The organism is Nostoc sp. C117, from assembly GCF_043099735.1.
GTDB lineage: Bacteria > Cyanobacteriota > Cyanobacteriia > Cyanobacteriales > Nostocaceae > Nostoc.
Genome location: NZ_CP170991.1, coordinates 385351 through 404023, shown reverse-complemented (window position 1 = coordinate 404023; position 18673 = coordinate 385351). Strand labels below are relative to the sequence as shown.

Sequence of the window (18673 nt, the reverse complement as noted above, 5' to 3'; positions counted from 1 at the left end):
ACAAATGACAAATGACCAATCACAATTACCCACCGATTTAAACCCCCAAAACCTACCCCAACACATAGCAGTCATCATGGATGGTAACGGCCGATGGGCAACCAGTCGAGGATTACCGCGCATCGCCGGACATCGCCAAGGAGCAAGAACCCTCAAAGAACTGTTACGTTGCTGCAAACATTGGGGAATCAAAGCCCTAACAGCGTATGCTTTCTCAACAGAAAATTGGCAGCGTCCCGTTGAAGAAGTAGATTTTTTGATGCTTTTATTTGAGCGATTACTGCGCCGCGAGTTAACACAAATGCATCAAGAAGGAGTGCGAATTTCATTTATTGGAGATTTATCGGCTTTACCCAAGTCTCTGCAAACGGAAATGCAACGTTCAATGGCAGAGACATTAAACAATCAAGCAATACATTTTACTGTTGCCGTAAACTACGGTAGTCGCAACGAAATTACCAGAGTATGTCATCAAATAGCCCAACTAATACAACAAGGAGAACTCAGTGCTGAAGAAGTGAATGAAAGTCTTATAGAAAAACACCTATACACCGCAAATACTCCCGAACCAGATTTACTGATTCGTACTAGCGGAGAGATGCGGTTAAGTAATTTTCTCTTGTGGCAAATGGCGTATACAGAAATGTATTTCACCGATATTCTTTGGCCAGATTTTAACACAGAAGCATTTCATCAGGCTTTGCTGAGTTACCAAAAACGCGATCGCCGTTTTGGTCAAGTTAAAGCTTCACTCTCAGCTTAATATACCAAAGTTCCACTAACTAGTTAAGAAAAAGGCGACTAAAACCTTTTAACGAATAGGTACTAAACCAGTTTGATTTACTAGTTGTTGACCTTCATCGCTCAAGAGTAGATTAACGTAACCCATACCTGCCTGTTCATCCAAAGAGCCATCTCGCTTGATGACAACAAAAAGCCGTCTCACTAGTGGGTAAACATCTTTTGCAAAATCAATTTTATTCACTTGCTTTCCAACACAAGGAGACACAAAATTTTGATTAGCCTCTCTCGCAATGGAAAGCGGCTTAATCGATTGGTTACAAACTTCTGAAGCAGTAGCATAACTAATTCCGCCAGGAGTTTTGAAAACTTTTTGGATCGCTGTTGTAGTGTCTGGTACATAGGGTTTTACAGATACGGTAAATGATTCATTCACCAGAACTGTTTCTTGAATATATTCAGGAGTACCCCCATCTTCTGGGTTCCGGCTCAAAGGAGTAACTTGCAGATTAGGACCACCTACTTGGTTCCAGTTTGTGATTTTGCCAGTGTATATATCCTTAATTTGAGACACTGTTAAACGAGAAACAGACAAATTAGGATTAACGTAAAAAGCAACTCCGTCAATGGCAACAGGTATTTGTTCCAGCTGAAAATTCTTTGTTTTCGCCTCTTGAAATTCTTGTATTTTTACAGGTCTGGAAGATTGAGAAAAACTTAATTGACCTTGTAAAAGCATTTTTATGCCACTACCAGACCCAGGTTCGCTTACTACGGCTGGAGCGGCATAGCTTAACTTAAATTCTGGATGAGATTGGAGAATTTGCGCTGTTATTTCTGGAGACCTTAGTGGAGCAAAACTTGTAGAACCACCGTATCTAAATATTCCTTGGGGAATGTTAGGTACTTCTGCCAAGGTACGGTAAAAAGGAATGGAAGTATGGGAAGAAACTGTAGGTCTAGGAGAAATTGCAAAGTTACTACTAGAACTAATTACCACACATGAATTATTCATTTTTTCTTGACCTGTTGGACAAGTTTTAGGCCAAAGTGCCCAGATTAAGTAAGCATCGCCTAGAGCAGCTAAAATTATAAAACTATTTATTGCAACACGCTTTGCCCTTGACGTAACTTTACGATCCTTATCGATATTATTACGATTCATAATTTATCTTGACAAACTACATTCATTACCGAATGACCTGTAATTTATACAGGAAAAGCGCTGATTATGCTGATTATTTTGATATTTGGGATATGATTTATTCCCTTAGCATACTACCACACTTACTAGTTATCAAAGGACTTTAATCAGGAATCAATATTGTTATTAAAAATATAGCTACAAAAATTTTAATAAAAATATATACAAGGAAATTTAAATATGTAGTTCGATTTATTTTTGATTAAAAAATAAATTATAATTTTTACTACTACTATTTATTTAAAATTTAACCATATTGGGCATATAGCTTAACTTTTTATTATTAATAAATGAAATATCGTGTTGAGGGTCTTGCTACTGCTATCGATCTCTAGAAACTGCAACAATTTTAAGTAAACAAGGCATTGCAATAACGGTAGTAAATGCTAGCTTTAGTAAGCCATTAGAAGTTATTAGTGAGTACTGATAACTGAGTTTGTACTTAATATAATGCAAAAAATGAGATCGAAGCTATACAGTTTGGCTACGTGCTTGGCAGAGATAGAAACTGTTTAGATCTGATTTGGAGTCCAACATTCTCTACCTCCTTGACTTGGAAATTGCTGTAAAATATTTTCTTACAAATCACAAATAACTAAAATCCAAAATTGGTATAAGCTGGCTTTAACTTCCGCAGAAAGTTAAGCATAGCTGAAACGACAGAATCGGATGACTCAATCAAGAAGCCATGACCACCACGCTCGATGATTACAAGTTCAGCGTTGGGAATACCTTGAGCAAGTTGCTGAGAAAACTTTAGCGGAGTTAGAATATCTTCTTTACCAACCAGAATTAAGGTAGGACAATGAATTTTTTGGAGACGATCTCTTGTATCAAAGTCAAGCATGGCTTGGCTGTGATAATAAAGTGAATAAGTCGCAGGAGGGAAGGGATATCTAATGGCAAATTCGATTAAACCTTCGACCATTCCAGGAATTGAGTAAAAGGTATCTGTAAATATCCAAGGTAATACGACTTTTTCATAGAGTTTCAAGTCTACACTCTTTAGAAGGTCGCCCCAGGTTTCGATAATACTGTTGAATAATTTATCACCTTTTGCTAACGATGAAAGTAGCATTAGACTTTGTACTTTTTCAGGGTATGCTAGCGCTAGTTCTTGGGCAATTTGACCCCCCATTGAATGACCTGCTAAATGCACCGTTTCGATACCGATGCGATCTAGTAACGCTGCAACATCACTAGCCATTTGCTTAATACTATAGGGACTTTCGGGAGCAGAACTTCGCCCCATCCCTCGGTTATCTAAGCGAATGACTTGATAGTGGGAAATTAGCGATGGCATAATCAGCGACCAATAGGCATGATCGCAGAGAAAGCCAGCTATTAATAGCAAAGGCTCACCTGTTCCCTTAATGTCATAGAACAAATCAATCCCATTAACTTGAACCTTTGGCATATTAATAATTATTCTTAAATAGGCATCAACAAAGCTATATTCTCACGTTTTGAATTTCTGATCCACCGGAATCTGATAGCCGTTGGCGAGGCGATTGGTCATATTGGCAGTGGCTGCGATCGCCATTACTTCCCCGAACATGGTATCATTCATACCCTTAGCACGTGCCGCCGCCGTATGTGAAGCAATGCAATACTCGCAGCCATTTGTTGCACTTACGGCGATATAAATCAGTTCGCGCATCAATGGATCGATTTCACCAGGGCTAGTCATCACTTGCTTCACCGCTTGCCACGTTTGTTGCAAGGTGGGAGGATGGTTAGCTATGGCTTTCCAAAAATTATTGATATAGTCATTTTGACGTGTAGCGCGGATGTCGTCATACACTGCACGTACTTCGTCGCTGGCTTCTTCGTAGTCAATTAGCTTAGTCATATTTCCATTGAATTCAGTTTCCCAATAAGTGGGAACACCTAAATTGTAATATGGATGACTGATGACTGATGACGGATGACGGATGACTGATGAGTGTTGGCGGTGAATGCTTTATTAGGCTAGTTTAGCGGTTGACTGTCAAGTTCAACTCTCAAGAATTATGGAAACCTTTCAAAATTTGTGAGTTTATCAATTATCAGAAAATCTAGGGAATGAAATTTGGTTTATTGTACAGAAATGGGATTACTTCGCAAAAGATACTATTGGCAAACAAATTGTCAAATCGGCAGATAGTATCGGTGCTAATATTGCAGAGGGTAATGGTCGCTATAATTTACAAGATAATCAAAGATTTATAAAAATTGCTAGAGGTTCTTTAAATGAAACAAGGCACTGGTTAAGACTTGCTTATAAGCGGAAACTTTTGACTCAAGAACAAATACATATTATTAAACCAATTATTGATGGACTATCTCCTAAATTAAATGCTTATCTTAACTCACTTAAAAGAAAGTCAGATAAAAGTTAACATTCACCAGTCACCAGTCACCAGTCAACTTAAAATCCCTTTTTAGAGGTGAGATAAGCTTAAAACAATTAATATATGCCTCAAATTCTTGTTGAAGACCTGAAAAAGACTTTTTTTGTGTCTGAACGCTCCTCTGGATTTTTCGGCTCAATCCGAGGGCTTGTGGATCGAAAAACCAGAATTGTCCATGCTTTGAAAGGAGTTTCATTCTCGCTGGAACGGGGAGAACTTGTAGGATACATCGGTCCAAATGGAGCGGGTAAATCGACTACCATAAAAATTTTAAGTGGTATCTTAGTACCATCAAGCGGAAAATGCATAATTAACGGGCGAACTCCCTGGAAAGATAGAATTCGCCATGTTGGTCGTATTGGTGTAGTGTTTGGTCAGCGATCGCAACTTTGGTGGGATCTACCAGTAATTGAGTCTTTCGATTTGCTGCGGGATATTTATCGTGTTCCTAATTCAGAATATCAAAATACACGCCAAGAAATGATTGATTTGCTTAGTCTTGAGAGTTTTCTCTCGACACCTGTGAGACAATTAAGCCTTGGTCAAAGGATGCGATGTGATTTTGCCGCAGCCATGTTGCACAGACCGGAAATTCTTTTTTTGGATGAACCGACTATCGGACTCGATGCGGTTTCAAAGCTTGCAGTCAGAAAATTTATCAAAACGCTGAATAAAACTCATCAAGTCACTACTATCCTGACTACTCATGATATGGATGATATTGAGGCATTGTGCGATCGCATTATTATTATTGGCGGCGGTGAAATTCTTTGTGATGGAAGTTTGGCAACGTTGCGTTCTCAAGTTTCCTCGCGTCGGTACTTAAGAATAGACTTAATAAATGATGATTTCTTCTTTGAAGAAGAAGGAGTTAGTATTATCTCTAAAGAAGGTCGTACCGTAACTCTTGCCTTCGATCCCACTAAGCTTTCTGCTGCATCTCTCATTAGTCAAGTTACCTCAAAACACGAAGTAGCGGATCTTTTTGTGGAAAATCCACCGATTGAGGAAATAGTTGCTGAACTCTATGCAAATTCAGGAGGAATTTTAGATTAATTTGTTATTGGTAATTGGTTATTTGTCATTAAGACATATTTTTAAAAGCTTGCTACAAAAATTTTAAGCCTGTTTGACTTCTGAATTCTGGTATTAGGATGAAAGCATATTGGTCATTGTTTGTTGCGAGATTTGCAATGCTGCTACAGTATCGTACTGCTGCTTTGGCAGGGGTTGCAACTCAGATGTTTTGGGGGTTTCTAAAAGTTATGGTTATAGAGGCGTTTTTCACTCATACAACCTCTCCTCAACCGATGACTTTTCAGGAGGCTGTGGGATATGTGTGGCTTGGACAAGCCTTTTTGATGGCGATCGTTCCTTGGTCAGGCGATCGCGAGATTCAAGATTTAATCAGATCTGGTGCGGTAGGGTACGATCTTCTACGACCTACAGACCTGTATAATTTTTGGTTTACTCGTGCTTTGGCGCTTCGCACAGCACCCGTTATTCTTCGCGCTATTCCTCTTCTTGGCGTCACAATTTTTATTTGTCCTCTGCTAAGGTTTTCTTCGCTGTCTTTTCCCCCGTCTTTTGCTGCTTTTGTTGCCTTTTTTCTCTCTTTGATTGGTGCAATTCTGCTTTCGTCTGCATTAACTATGCTTCTGACTGTATCAATGATGTGGACACTTTCTGGCGAAGGACTTAATAGTATCCTGCCGAATTTTATTATTATTTTTTCTGGGATGATTGTTCCTTTACCACTTTTTCCTGAGTGGATTAAGCCTTTCCTAAATGCACTTCCCTTCTCAGGACTTATCGACCAACCTTTTCGTCTTTTCATTGGTAATCTTTTACCAAATGCGCTATTTAATGTATTACTTCATCAAGCTTTATGGATATTTATCATAGTTATTGTTGGGCGTTTACTTGTGAATCGTGGTGTAAAAAAGCTTGTAATTCAAGGCGGATAAGCAAATAATTTGTAATTTATAATGAATGATTTTTTTCTGTATCTTCGATATATTTCTGTATCTTTAAAATCGCAAATGCAGTACAAAGTGTCCTTCATACTTCAAGTTGTAGGACATCTTTTAGGAACTGCGGTGGAATTTTTCGGAATTTGGGCACTTTTTACTCGTTTTAATAGTATTGGTACGTGGAGTCTGAGTGAAGTTGCTCTATTTTATGGAATGGTTAATATTTCTTTTGCCTGTGCTGATGCTTTAGCACGAGGATTTGATTCATTTGGAAAAATAATTAAGAACGGTGATTTCGACCGTTTACTTCTTCGTCCGCGCACGACGGTGCTTCAACTTCTCGGCATAGAATTTACCTTGAAAAGAATCGGCAGATTTTCTCAAGGATTTGTGGTTATGATGTGGTCCCTTTTAAGTCTCCACATTTCTTTTAGTCTTAAAACATTCTGGCTTTTGGGCACTTCATTTATTGGTACAATTGCACTATTTATTGGTATTGTTATCATACAAGCAACCCTGACATTCTGGACTATTGAATCACTAGAAGTTATGAATATCCTGACTTATGGAGGAGTTGAAACGGCTCAATATCCTCTTGCAATTTATAGCAAGTGGTTCCAGCGATTCTTGACTTTCTTGATACCCCTTGCATGTGTAAGTTATTTTCCTCTACTTGCAGTGCTAGAAAAACAAGATATATTTTTAGTACCTTTGTGGTTTTGTTACGTCTCTCCAATGGCAGGCATTTTATTTCTAATAGTTACGCTTCAGCTATGGAAATTAGGGGAACGATACTACTGTTCAACTGGCAGCTAATAGCGCTGTATATATATCTGAGAAACTATTGTATATTATCATTTTCTTGTCAATGCCTAAGGTCTAAAATTTTCAAGGCGAAATCGTTTGAATGCTCTAGCTGCTTCAGGAATTAGTTCGATATACCAATGTCTATTTGTTTCATCTTCAAACCAATTAACTATTGCTAGTGCTGGATATTCAAACTCTTTATTTTCTAGTCGAAAAAACTTGCAAAATTTTGCACCTAAAATACCAATTTGACCAGCAGATTCACCATCGTATCCCGCTGCTTCAGATAATTCCCAAGTACGTAATCGGCGATTGTCTTTCATAAAGTAACAATGCCGATACAGTTTATCTAATATGGCTTGATGTCCAGGAGTCAATTCATTATAAATAGCGTAAAATGCTTGAAGATACTCATCTTCTGAGGGAATGTAACGTTCAGTCTCGTTAACCACTCTAATCTTCTCTCTATGGCTAGGTTCTTGAAAGTTCCAATTTCAGAAGCAAAAATCATTAATATGAAACTTGTTGAAGGCTCTTGTCCAGTGGCAGATCTAACTCATCAATACTTTGCCACTTCAATGCAGAAACCAGCTAAAAAACTGACAATTTGACCTATAAATTCTAACTATTTTGGTTCGGCAATTTAAACAACCAGATATTCGTCTGTCCTTGGTTTGAATTCAAGTTTTGTCTGATGTACTACCTTACCTCTCCATTATTTGTGCCAGTGGTGTAAGTCCTATTATATATGATTGTATCTGAAGCGATCGCCTTTACCCTAATGTCAACATTCCTGCTGGAAAATCTGCTACTAGTCTTTTTGTCTGTAACCAACGCACACCCAGGAGAATGTTATCAAGTTCATCTCCACCTAGAACTTCTATGGTGAACTCTTCTCCATCTAAAAGCACGGTTCCCTCATAAAGATTAAACCGTGCTTCTCCCCATGCTGTTTGCATATCCCGTTGTTCATTTATATTAAGAATCCACCCTAAACTTAGAGCATCTTGGTTATCAAGTGCTACCCAACCAGTGAATCCCGTATCGAGAACTGCATGAACTGGTATAATCTCTTCATCAGATGTAACTAAACCAATTTCAAAGATTAACTCACCTTGACTATTAAATTCTCCAAAAATCATATTCTGCCACAACTTCCTCTCTCATTGAGACGCATGAGAAGGCGCATTTTTTCCGAATATTTTTCACGAGCCTTTTGTCTAGCAACATCTTCATTGGGATCTATAAAATACTCTCCACTATCAGGCTCAATAACTATGAACCAGTCGTAATGTTCTTTGATTAATTCTGGCTGTACTTTGTCAAATATTAATCGACAACGCTGATAAAATATCTCATCTTCAGCCTTGCGTCGTGCTTTTTCTTCAGGTGATAGTTGCCGCTCTGGAAAAACTCTTCCTCGACGCGGTGTGTGATTAGAAGATAGCTGTGTCATTTTATTTACTATCTACTAAATAGTAGGAGTTTAGTTTTTATATATTGATTATATCCAAAGCGATCGCCTTTCAATCTCCATGAAGCGAAAACACCAACAAATAAAAGCGATCGCTCCTTTAAAAGAAAGAGCGATCGCTTTTATTTAATATGCAAAACACAGCTTAAGCAGCAACAGGCTCCAACAATTTGATGTCAGAGAAAATAAATTCCTGAATAGAAACTTTTCCTTCTAGCTCAGTGTGAATCTCCCGACGATTTAAGATGAAATAGTCACCAACTTTTTCATATTCATCGATAAATTCACTTCTGCCACCCTTTTGTTCCCCGGTTGTGGGATCATGGTATACAGAATCATAGGTATGAGATAAATAACCTTCGCCAGTGTCGTGGCTACTAAAGGTGTCAATTGTCACATAAGTACCGTGAATGAGACGGTGAACATGGCACACCTCATTATTCCGGACTTTGTATTTATCACCCTCAGCCTTACCACCCATTAACAGCTCAACTGCACCAGTTTCGTCAGTCTTGCCATATTTAAAGGTATTGGCGCTGTGGGTATCTTCAAAGCTGCGACGAACGCGGTGAATTGCGATTTCCCATGCTTGGCCGTGAATTGCTTGCTTTGCTGACTCGTCATCTACGTCCAAAACTTCGGCTTTGAGATTGGCGCTGATAATTACTTTGCCTGTGAAGACTTTATCATCATGCTTAAAGGTAATATTGGCGGTATAACCGGGAAAATTCTTGTCCCAAGTATAGCGGTTCTCATAAGCAGCCCGGAAAAGTTCCTGAGCAGAGAGTTGTGTAACTGTCATGTGCTTCTCCTAGTCGCTACTGTAAATTAGCGTTTTAGTTTCCTTGGTATTAGCATAGAAGTAATTGTTGAGGCTTGGATAGTCCCCAACTGGGTACACTTATGACTAATTCTCTCCACGCCGTATTTCATGCGATCGCTAATATCCGAAATGAGCAAGAATTAAGACTCACTCTCATGGATAAAATTAGCGAGCATTTTGGCGTGCAAAATTCAGGTATCTATCTCCTAGATGAACACCTCACCGCTGAAATTGATGTTCCGGGGATTCCGGCAGTCTGCTTAGAGAACAATCCAGTGGGGCGCTATGTCGTTGAGCGTCACGCTCCTGCTCATGAGCAATTATTATTATCTCCAGCAGACTGGAAGCATTTTTGCTCGCGCCATGACCACGAACACGTCATGACCGGGCCAATTGTTTGCGATGGGCGTCTAATTGGAACGCTTAATCTTGCCCGCGACAAGGGGAATCCCGCTTTTAATGGCAACGATTTAGCTGACTTGAGCGCTTTATGCATTCATTTATCAGCCAAAATGGCCACCCTACGGACGAAACCAAAAATATTCGATTCACTGTTAGCAAATCCTCTAACAGTCCGTGAGTTAGAAATCGCCGAATTAGTGGCTCAAGGGTTAACGAATGCAGAAATTGGGGAAAAACTCTGGATTACGCAAAATTCCGTCAAGCAAGCCTTGAAGAGGATGTTTCGTAAATTGAAGGTTTCGGCGCGTGCGGAAATGGTAGCAAAACTGCAAGATATCGAAGCTTCCTAAGTACATCAATTCGCGCAGCGTCCCGTAGGAAAGGGTTTGAAATAGATATTTCTCAAACAACAAAGATTGATGGTAATGAATTGACTTGGAATGAGCGACAAATAGTTGTACGTTCTTTCGTAATCGCAGAAACAGAAGAAAAATCTTTACGCGACCGCTGACAAAAAACGAATGACTGCTCTTTCTCCTTTACAGCAGCGTATTCTTGTTTTTCTTGGGTTCCGGACTACTATTTATACTCAACTTGGTGGTCAATCCTTTACTCCTGAGTAGCCTTTCTTTTAACTCCCGAAAAAATGGGCGAACCGCAGGGTGGTTTCATACAAGCAGAGAAAAACTAAAACTGGGTTTCAAAGCCTCTCCCCCCGTGGGGGAGAGGTTTGGAGAGAGGGAAAAAGCCATGCTAAAAAACGATCAATCAAGACTTATGTCTTTTTCTTTTTTCGTATGAAACCACCCTGGGAAAAAATGGGCGAACCGGGAGTTATGAGCAAAGAACTGAAATTCCCTACTCAGCACGGGCTAAACGCCCCGCTATCGCTAACAGCACTCTTTTGCCCAATGCGCCAGTCAGTTATGTGCAAAAATCAAGATTAACAAAATTAGTCAGTGAGTAATTCCAGGAGTAAGGGGGAATTTAATGCAGGGTCAAACCATAGGTGGACGCTACCGAATTCTCACCCAACTAGGACAAGGGGGATTTGGCAAGACTTTTTTAGCTCAAGATATGCAAAGACCTGGGAATCCGCAATGCGTTGTTAAGCATTTTAAACCACTATCTACCGATGCATACACTTTAGGGGAAGCCAAACGTTTGTTTGACCAGGAAGCATTAACCCTGGAAACTTTAGGAAAGCATGACCAAATTCCTCAATTATTGGCTCACTTTCAAGAGAATCAAGAATTTTATTTAGTTCAGGAATTTATTCCAGGTCACGACATTACTCAAGAAATACCTCCTCTCGGTAAGCAGTTGAGTGAATCTGAAACTATTAAACTTCTAACAGATATTCTGGAAGTTTTAGCATTTGTCCATGAGAACAATGTAATTCACCGGGATATCAAACCTGCCAATATTCGACGAAGACAAATAGATAATAAGATCGTACTCATCGACTTTGGGGCTGTTAAACAAATTAGTACCCAGATGGCTAATTCTCAAGGACAAACAAGTTTCACAGTAGCCATTGGTACTTATGGTTATATGCCAAGCGAACAAGCTAATCGCACTCCACAATTGAGTAGCGATATTTATGCAGTGGGAATTATTGGTATCCAAGCTTTAACAGGGATTAATCCTGCTGACTTTGGCACTCAAGGACTACCAAGAAACCCTAATACAGGAGAAATTGATTGGCGAAACCAAATAGAAGTGAGCCGGCAGCTTGCAGAAATTTTAGACAAAATGGTGCTATACGACTTCCGTCAGCGTTACCCAACAGCTAAATCGGCATTGCAAGCTTTAGAAATGGTGGCGAAAATACCAGATACTACTATTCAGAATACCCTGCCATATAAACGACCTAAGAAATTTTTTATCGGTGTAGGAATCACCGCAGCACTTGCCACTTTCAGTCTATTGTTAGTGCAATTACAAAGTCCTACACAAGACTTTTTGACATATGAAGATTCTACTTATGGGATAAAGATAAAATATCCCAAAAATTGGAAAATTCAAGAGACACCAAACCTGATAACTAAAGAATTAGTAACTTTTTTACCACCTAAGGAATCTGATGCAGATAAGTTTCAAGACCTTTTGACTATAACTGTTGAAGATTTTTCTGGCACATTAAACGAATCGCAAGATTTATTTATTAAGGAAGTAAAAGATACTTTATCTGATGCAACTATTGTGAATTCCAGTGAAACTACTCTAGCTAATAAACGAGCTAATCAATTGATTTTCAGCGGTAAAGATGGAAAAAAGAATTTAAAAAATTTACAAGTATGGACTTTAAAGGGCAATCAAGCATACATTATTACCTATTCAGCAGCAATAGATGATTACGATCGCTTGTTACCAACAGCCAAGACAATGATCGAATCGTTTGAATTAAAGTAATGATTTTGTCATAGTTTTTTATCATGTTCGGTTGAAGACTAGGGATGATGCAAATACGGGGGGACGTAGGAAGATAAGATTTCAATACTGCTCGGTTAAGCATTTTAACTCGGAATTGGGTTTGGGGAAAAGGTTAAAGGGTAAAGGTTAAAGGTTTTTTCTTTCCCCTTTCCCTTTCCCCTTTTCCCCTTAACTGACAAGTATTGGATAAGATTTTAATAATAAGTGATTACCCACACTTGATATTATTCCTGGTGAGAAATGACAAATAAAAAATTGAGCCACCAAAGAGTTTAACTTTGGTGACTCACCACTGTTTCAATTAACCTTTATACCAATTTAACGTGAAGTTGCACATATCTTGATCCCCCTAAATCCTCCTTAAAAAGGGGGACTTTAATAGATGTTTTTCTGGTTCCCCCCCTTCTTAAAGGGGGGCTAGGGGGGATCGAATTATATGCAGCTTCATAAAAAATTGGTATTAGAAGGTGAAAGTTGTTCTCAGAGTACCGATAATTGCATCGTCGTTACCGCTGGTTTGACCAGGAGAAGTCAACCAGATCACACCAGGGGTAATTGAGATGTTATCTGATACGCGATACTTGTAGAAGCCTTCAAAGTGATAGGGTATATCATTACCAGTAAAGCCCGGTCGGTTGAAAGAATAAGGTTCTGCACCAGCAAAAATGCCTAAAACGTTACCCTTTTTACCGAAGTCAGGTAAGGCTAGCCCAAGACCGTAACTCCAAGCTTCATAATCATCATTAACCCCGAAGCCTGTGACATCATGGTAAGAAATGAAGCCACTAATTGACAGCTTGTCGCTAGGTCTGAAGGCTGCTTCTATACCGTAAGAATTACTGGAAGATGCGTTTAGGGTACTTAGGGTGTTAGCTTGATTGGTGCCTACAACCCGGTTAGCACTAGCCAAACCACCACCTAAATCGAATAAATTACCGCCTCCAGCACCGTGATAGCCGTGAACGTAGGTAGCAGCGATCGCCAAGCGATCGCCAATACTAAAGTTCAACTGTCCCAAAGCTGCATAGTTACCGTCCACCAAACCTTGATTGACTCCAGGATTATTAGCATTTGATGCCAAGTAACCGACAGTCAATGAACTTGGTTTGAAAAAGCTGCCACCGCTACTAAAAGGTATAGTAAATGCGGCACCGGCACCACCACCAATCCGATAGATGGGACTTTCGGAAGCAAAGGTAGACAACGCACCATTACCACCGTCATAGTCTTCAAAGTAAGGGTTGTTAGTGGCTACATAATCGCTATGAATACCTCCGGTAGCCGCAAAGTAAGCTTGGACAGGACCAATGGGTACGTAATACGCCAACCAGTCTATATTGACACCATTGTTACCACTGCTACCAATTTGAAAGGTTTGTGTACCTTCAGCACTATTGAGAACCCCATTAGCGTTATCCCTTAGTGAAAAGGCTTGTGCATTACCGGCTGCAAGACGTGTGTGTAAAATGTCTTTACCTGTAAAGCTGGTTTGCAAGTCTAAACGTACCCTATCCTGGAAGACAGTATTATTAGCATCGCCAGTATTACCGCCAAATATATCAGTAGCGACAAAAATCGCTTCACCTACCAATTTTGTGGTAGTCGAAAACTGATGTGCCTCCAGTTCCGCAGTACGTGCTTCTACAGCATCTACTCGACCACGCAGAGTTGCCAGTTCCGCCGAGAATTCTTCTTGCAAACGCTGGAGAGTCGCCAAATCCTGTTTTCTCACCAAGTCAGCAGTTGCTGTGGCAATCAATTCATTAACCCGATCCAAACAAGCATTCAAACCTGCGGCAAACTCATAACGGGTCAGTGCCCGATTGCCACGATAAGTAGCATTTGGGTATCCTGCAATACAACCGTAGCGTTCCACGAGGGATTGTAACGCTTGGAATGCCCAGTCAGTCGGCTGTACATCAGAAAACTGAGAAACTGATGTGACCTGAGACAGCGAATTCTGGTTTTTGCCTTCGCTGCTGTAGTGGTTAACTTGTTCTAAGACTTTATTATCATCAGTCTTTGCTTGGGCAACCAAAAATAGATCCGCAGTTGGTTGCTTGGTTTGCATCGATAATGAAGCGCCAATAGCTTCTGATGCCTCCGTCTGAACAGCTTTTGCCTTTGCATTTTCAGAAGAGCTTGCTATTTCAGTAGCCATAGCCCTAGCGGAAACCAATACCGTCACTCCCAAAACTACTGGACTTAGTACCAGAGTTTTCCACAATAAATGAGACATTTTTTATTTTCCTTTCCAAAAAAGACCTGAAGTTAGGGGCTTCAAGAAAAGAGAACAACCAATTATTCTACTTGTTGGAAATCTTACCAGATTGTAGTGTTCTAAGCTATGTCTCAGAAAATTTTTATAGATGAAGAATCGTAAACTTTAGTCAATGCTTTATTTGCGAAATAAAAAGCCTTTATCCTGCTATTTCGCTAGATTTTACGCCATTTCTAGACTTTATCTTCTTATTTTTGACTCTGATTTGCGGTAGATCCTTTTTATCCTTGTAAAAGTAACAAATTTCCACTAGAGTTGGCCATATTTCGAGAGAACCATGAAATTGACTAATAACATCGTCGATAATTCTGGAAACATTTTGCTGAAAAAAGTCTGGTTCAAATCCATAAAATACTCTCGACAGGTTCGCTGCAAACAACTGGAGGGACTGCTTACGTTCTTCATTTGGGGTAGATAGTGAGGCTTTGACTACCTGAGTATGGATGGCAGAAATTTTTTCGAGAATTTCCTCAGAGTCTTGTAAAGTTACCTCACCAGAATAATCAAAGTTAATTCCCAGTTCATCAAGATGATAAACACTGCTTTTAATCTTCCTTTTAAGTAGACTACATATTTCTTCGTTAAAGAGTTCGCTAGCTAGAGGATTACGCATATAATTATTTCTAATGTGGTTTTGGACAGCATCAACGTGTGCAGCCACAATACCTTCTTGCTGTATCCAAAGCCTGTAAATATAATCTTCAAATCTGAGGCGAGTAGGGAAAAAGGGTGGTAAACCTAGCTGATTGTCATATCCAGCTACTCCACAATCCATTCTCCAGTTTTTGTTAGTAATAACAGGTCTAAAATTAGTGAGAATATAAAAGTCATTCAGGTCATTTGGACTAATTTGATTTTCATCATTAAGATACATATGAACGAAATCAAGTGTATCAATATCATTAGTTCCAGTACGAAAAGTTTGGGCAATCTTGACGATCGCATTATTCAATACTCTTCCCGGTTGCAACAAGAGGCTGTTTTCCCTAAAGTAACCCTTGGTGGTATTGGTTTCTAAGTCCATCGCTGTATCCATAACCAATTCTCCAGCCTCAAAATTTTTTGGTACATGGCTAGCTTTTTGACCGAGAACATCACTAAAAGCTGTGAGTAAATCAAAAGATTTATGGACAAAACCGCCTTCTTGGCTGGACTTAATTAATTTACCTCGACATATTTCATCGCCTGTTAAAGACTCTGGACTAGTTTCAATTAATGCATCTGGCCGCATATCGTCATCTGCACTAACCATTAAATGTCCCAGGGTATACATGAGTGTGAAGTTGCGATTTCCTCCATAACTAGGCCGAAATAAGTTTTTGACTAGTGATTCAAGCTTGCGATCGCGCAGTCTTTCATTTAAAAAGGTAATAAATTCTTCTTTCTGTTGGGGGCCAACATAAAACACATCATTGACTGTCTTAGTCTGCTCTAAAAGGGGGTAATATTTCTCATGATTGGCAATACTGGAATCATCAAAGACGATAATTTTTAAAGCATGACCATTTGCCCAAAAATTCTCATCATACTTTTCGATAGTCTGTGCTACATCTCTTAGTCGATGAGTGGGGATAACAAATATCGTTTCTTTTGGTTTCATAAATGTGTTGACTTTTCTCAAATTAATCAGAATTTTTGAGCTTAGCTCCCTGAATATTAGCCGATCGCAAGTGAATTCCTTGTAAGTTAGCCTTTGATAAATCCACTCTTGATAAATTACACCCAAAACACTTTTTTGTTTCTTCAGCTTGTTTAATCATATGCTGTCGAAGCAAATCATTCCCTTGATTAATCAGGAAGGGAAGAAAGACAAATATCATTGGAATCAAGGGTCGGAAGAAGAGATTTATAAATCTGAACTGAAGTTAAATAAAATCACTCTATTGAAGATTTGTAGTCAGAGCAATTTAGCGCTTCTTTGGTTAGAGTAGTAGATGGATTTACTGCACACTTCAGATAATAATTATTGTTAAAAAATTGGCAATTTTTACAGGGATGTTGGTCTAAATGTTTGGTACTTACTATTTCGTCTTTATTTTGTGTTGCATTTTCTAGTGATTTGCAGAAATATGAAACAAGATAAACGACAATTCCCCAAACAAGGAGGAAGGAAATATGAGCCAAAAAGACTGCTAAAAAGGGAATGTCTCCGTGCTGTGGTTTTATAGCATCATGTGTTGTTCCAGTCGCTTTAGCTTCAATCAAGGTGGACTGATTAATGCTTTTTTGGGCGAATAAATAAAATCTTAAAAGCTCAACATTATGCATATTCAAAGCCTTTTATTATATTTATTCATCAAATGCTCTCCTAATTATTTAAATATTCTCACTCCTGAATTCTTTTTTGTATCCCAGCTTTTGTAAGAGATTTGCCATTGATCCGTCTAAGAATATCTGGAAGTAAAATTTGTGAAGACATCGGAATTTTCGGAACTCACAGATTGGCAGTCTATTGGACGAGCTTCTAATAAACAACTGTTAACGGAATAGTAAAGAGAATGAATTTTTTTGAGAGTAACTTTCAGAGCAGGAACCATCATGGGATGAGTTGCGATCGCTAAAATGTAATCTCCAGCAAAAATAATCGGATTATCTGTTGCGGAAATGACTTGGTTTTCTCTTAAAATTCCCAAAAAAGCACATTTATCAGGTAACTGAATTTCAGTTAAATGAATGCCACAGTAAATACTATTTGCTTGAATTAAAACACCAAATAGGCTTGGTTCTAAAGCTCTTTTGTTTTTTAACACAAAACGTTTTTATTGAACTCTAATAATATTGTCCAATACTTTACACAAAAATATATTAATTGAAAGTATATTTTGGTCATATATAAATTATCTAAAAAAAATAAAAATACGTTCTTTTATTAGTTATAGCAGTATATATTTAGAGATATATAATGGATATACCAATCCTAAATGAGTTGTGAAAAATACTCTTTTTAACGAACCGCAAAGGGCGCAAAGGACGTGTTTGCGAAACATCTCTAAGTATTGTAGGGTGAGTTAGGATGAAGTCCGTAACGCACCAAAACCTTAATAATGGTGCGTTACGCTATCGCTAACACACCCTACTGAAATAGGAATCCTACTATACAAATGCTAAATAATTAGTGAAAAACAAGATCCCCGACTTCTTAAAGAAGTCGGGGATCTAAATCTTGGGATTTAAATAGGAATTTCCTATGCGTTTATCCTTTGATTTGATCTAAAGCTAAATTCAGCTTCAAAACGTTAACTCCAGGTTCGCCAAAGATGCCGAGAAAGCGACCATCGGTGTTTTGAGAAATTAAAGTTTCGAGTTGGTTTGGCTGAACTTTGCGCGTTTTGGCTACTCGGGCAATTTGCGCCTTGGCGGCTTCGGGGGTAATGTGGGGGTCAAGGCTGGAACCAGAGGTGTAGACTAGATCTCCAGTCGGTTGGATACCTGCTGTTTTCAGACGATTCAAATCACCTTCAACTTTTTTGCTGGGATCTGGGTCATCTTTACCTTTGATGCGTTCTAGTAATGCGGGATTACTGGGAGCTAAGTTACTAGCACCGGAAACTCCGGTTTGCAAAACTCCTGCATCGTCTTTTTTGGGATCGGCGGTGCTGTAGCTAGTGGTGCTGGGACGACTGTTAAAATAGCGATCGCTAGTAAAAGGTTGACCAATCAACGCCGAACCCACAACTTGACCTGTACTATTTGTCAGTAGACTCCCATTTGCTTGAAAGGGAAATACAATCTGCCCAATGGCAATCATCAAAAAAGGATAAATAATCGCTCCAATTACCCAGAGTACCAGGGTTGAACGAACAGCTCTACTGGCTTCGCGTGCAAAACTCATTAGAATTTCTCCGGTACAAACATGACAAAAAATAAATAGATAGAAAGTCCTAGTGTCACCAGTCCTAACAGTCCCACTCCCCAAGATTGACTGCGGGTTAGTTGTTGACTTGTGGCAGCATAAACTACAGGTGCAACCACTAGGTTGAAGCACATCGCCAAGAACAAATACAGTGGTAGCTTTTGTCTACGCCATTGACACCAGATTTCAGTTATTTCTTCTAATACTTGGGATGTAGCAATAGTGCGCCGCAGCTGAAAGGGTTTCATAACTAATACGATTTTGAATTTTAAATTTTGGATTTTGG

At 39.1% G+C, this 18673-nt stretch carries 21 protein-coding genes; 7 read left to right on the top strand and 14 right to left on the bottom strand.

Annotated features, from left to right (window positions below; translation table 11 throughout):
- Positions 1–4 precede the first annotated feature (4 nt).
- Positions 5–763, top strand: a complete 759-nt coding sequence (locus ACFG4S_RS03495; protein WP_392533486.1) for an isoprenyl transferase — start codon at positions 5–7, stop codon at positions 761–763.
- A 48-nt stretch (positions 764–811) separates the two neighbouring features.
- Here ACFG4S_RS03495 and ACFG4S_RS03490 read toward each other — a convergent pair whose 3' ends face one another.
- From ACFG4S_RS03490 to ACFG4S_RS03480, 3 genes are all read right to left on the bottom strand, one after another.
- Complete coding sequence (locus ACFG4S_RS03490) at positions 812–1906, bottom strand: substrate-binding domain-containing protein (RefSeq protein WP_392533485.1); 1095 nt, start codon at positions 1904–1906, stop codon at positions 812–814.
- 634 nt (positions 1907–2540) lie between these two features.
- On the bottom strand, positions 2541–3362 hold the full coding sequence (locus ACFG4S_RS03485) for an alpha/beta fold hydrolase (RefSeq protein ID WP_392533484.1): 822 nt from the start codon (positions 3360–3362) through the stop codon (positions 2541–2543).
- A gap of 42 nt (positions 3363–3404) precedes the next feature.
- Positions 3405–3797 (bottom strand): carboxymuconolactone decarboxylase family protein, encoded by a 393-nt coding sequence (locus tag ACFG4S_RS03480; RefSeq protein ID WP_392533483.1) that lies wholly within the window; start codon positions 3795–3797, stop codon positions 3405–3407.
- A 217-nt stretch (positions 3798–4014) separates the two neighbouring features.
- Between ACFG4S_RS03480 and ACFG4S_RS03475 the strand changes: the two genes are divergently transcribed.
- The 4 genes from ACFG4S_RS03475 (at position 4015) to ACFG4S_RS03460 (ending at position 7127) form a co-directional block, all read left to right on the top strand.
- Positions 4015–4326, top strand: a complete 312-nt coding sequence (locus tag ACFG4S_RS03475) for a four helix bundle protein (RefSeq protein ID WP_392535896.1) — start codon at positions 4015–4017, stop codon at positions 4324–4326.
- 75 nt (positions 4327–4401) lie between these two features.
- Positions 4402–5394: an ATP-binding cassette domain-containing protein gene (locus tag ACFG4S_RS03470; protein ID WP_392533482.1), complete on the top strand. Its 993-nt coding sequence runs from the start codon at positions 4402–4404 to the stop codon at positions 5392–5394.
- Between the two features lie 137 nt (positions 5395–5531).
- The gene (locus tag ACFG4S_RS03465) at positions 5532–6305 is read left to right on the top strand and encodes an ABC transporter permease (RefSeq protein WP_392533481.1); all 774 of its coding nucleotides are present in this window, start codon (positions 5532–5534) and stop codon (positions 6303–6305) included.
- Between the two features lie 75 nt (positions 6306–6380).
- Complete coding sequence (locus tag ACFG4S_RS03460; RefSeq protein WP_392533480.1) at positions 6381–7127, top strand: ABC transporter permease; 747 nt, start codon at positions 6381–6383, stop codon at positions 7125–7127.
- Positions 7128–7183: 56 nt separating this feature from the next.
- On the opposite strand, the gene ACFG4S_RS03455 is transcribed toward ACFG4S_RS03460, so the two are convergent.
- The 4 genes from ACFG4S_RS03455 to ACFG4S_RS03440 all read right to left on the bottom strand — a co-directional run bounded on the left by ACFG4S_RS03455 (position 7184) and on the right by ACFG4S_RS03440 (position 9394).
- The gene (locus ACFG4S_RS03455) at positions 7184–7570 is read right to left on the bottom strand and encodes a hypothetical protein (RefSeq protein ID WP_392533479.1); all 387 of its coding nucleotides are present in this window, start codon (positions 7568–7570) and stop codon (positions 7184–7186) included.
- Positions 7571–7891: 321 nt separating this feature from the next.
- A complete protein-coding gene (locus ACFG4S_RS03450) occupies positions 7892–8260 on the bottom strand; it encodes an aspartyl protease (protein ID WP_392533478.1) in 369 nt (122 codons plus the stop codon).
- The gene (locus tag ACFG4S_RS03445) at positions 8257–8574 is read right to left on the bottom strand and encodes a hypothetical protein (protein WP_392533477.1); all 318 of its coding nucleotides are present in this window, start codon (positions 8572–8574) and stop codon (positions 8257–8259) included. The genes ACFG4S_RS03450 and ACFG4S_RS03445 overlap by 4 nt, the downstream gene beginning before the upstream one ends.
- Positions 8575–8737: 163 nt before the next feature.
- Complete coding sequence (locus ACFG4S_RS03440; RefSeq protein ID WP_392533476.1) at positions 8738–9394, bottom strand: DUF3386 domain-containing protein; 657 nt, start codon at positions 9392–9394, stop codon at positions 8738–8740.
- A gap of 101 nt (positions 9395–9495) precedes the next feature.
- On the opposite strand from ACFG4S_RS03440, the gene ACFG4S_RS03435 reads away from it, so the two are divergent.
- On the top strand, positions 9496–10167 hold the full coding sequence (locus ACFG4S_RS03435; protein WP_392533475.1) for a LuxR C-terminal-related transcriptional regulator: 672 nt from the start codon (positions 9496–9498) through the stop codon (positions 10165–10167).
- Positions 10168–10807: 640 nt separating this feature from the next.
- Positions 10808–12232, top strand: a complete 1425-nt coding sequence (locus tag ACFG4S_RS03430; protein ID WP_392533474.1) for a protein kinase — start codon at positions 10808–10810, stop codon at positions 12230–12232.
- A 481-nt stretch (positions 12233–12713) separates the two neighbouring features.
- On the opposite strand, the gene ACFG4S_RS03425 is transcribed toward ACFG4S_RS03430, so the two are convergent.
- The 7 genes from ACFG4S_RS03425 to ACFG4S_RS03395 all read right to left on the bottom strand — a co-directional run bounded on the left by ACFG4S_RS03425 (position 12714) and on the right by ACFG4S_RS03395 (position 18635).
- Positions 12714–14492 (bottom strand): iron uptake porin, encoded by a 1779-nt coding sequence (locus ACFG4S_RS03425; protein ID WP_392533473.1) that lies wholly within the window; start codon positions 14490–14492, stop codon positions 12714–12716.
- Between the two features lie 181 nt (positions 14493–14673).
- Complete coding sequence (locus tag ACFG4S_RS03420) at positions 14674–16134, bottom strand: hypothetical protein (protein WP_392533472.1); 1461 nt, start codon at positions 16132–16134, stop codon at positions 14674–14676.
- Between the two features lie 22 nt (positions 16135–16156).
- Positions 16157–16294 (bottom strand): pentapeptide repeat-containing protein, encoded by a 138-nt coding sequence (locus tag ACFG4S_RS03415; protein ID WP_392535895.1) that lies wholly within the window; start codon positions 16292–16294, stop codon positions 16157–16159.
- 115 nt (positions 16295–16409) lie between these two features.
- Positions 16410–16802, bottom strand: coding sequence for a hypothetical protein (locus ACFG4S_RS03410; RefSeq protein WP_392533471.1), 393 nt, complete (start codon positions 16800–16802; stop codon positions 16410–16412).
- Between the two features lie 116 nt (positions 16803–16918).
- Entirely contained in the window at positions 16919–17284 is a 366-nt protein-coding gene (locus ACFG4S_RS03405) for a TrkA C-terminal domain-containing protein (protein ID WP_392533470.1), read from the bottom strand.
- A 443-nt stretch (positions 17285–17727) separates the two neighbouring features.
- The gene (kdpC, locus tag ACFG4S_RS03400) at positions 17728–18366 is read right to left on the bottom strand and encodes a K(+)-transporting ATPase subunit C (RefSeq protein WP_392533469.1); all 639 of its coding nucleotides are present in this window, start codon (positions 18364–18366) and stop codon (positions 17728–17730) included.
- Positions 18366–18635 (bottom strand): potassium-transporting ATPase subunit F, encoded by a 270-nt coding sequence (locus ACFG4S_RS03395; protein WP_392533468.1) that lies wholly within the window; start codon positions 18633–18635, stop codon positions 18366–18368. Before ACFG4S_RS03395 ends, kdpC begins: the two co-directional genes overlap by 1 nt.
- Positions 18636–18673: the final 38 nt, after the last annotated feature.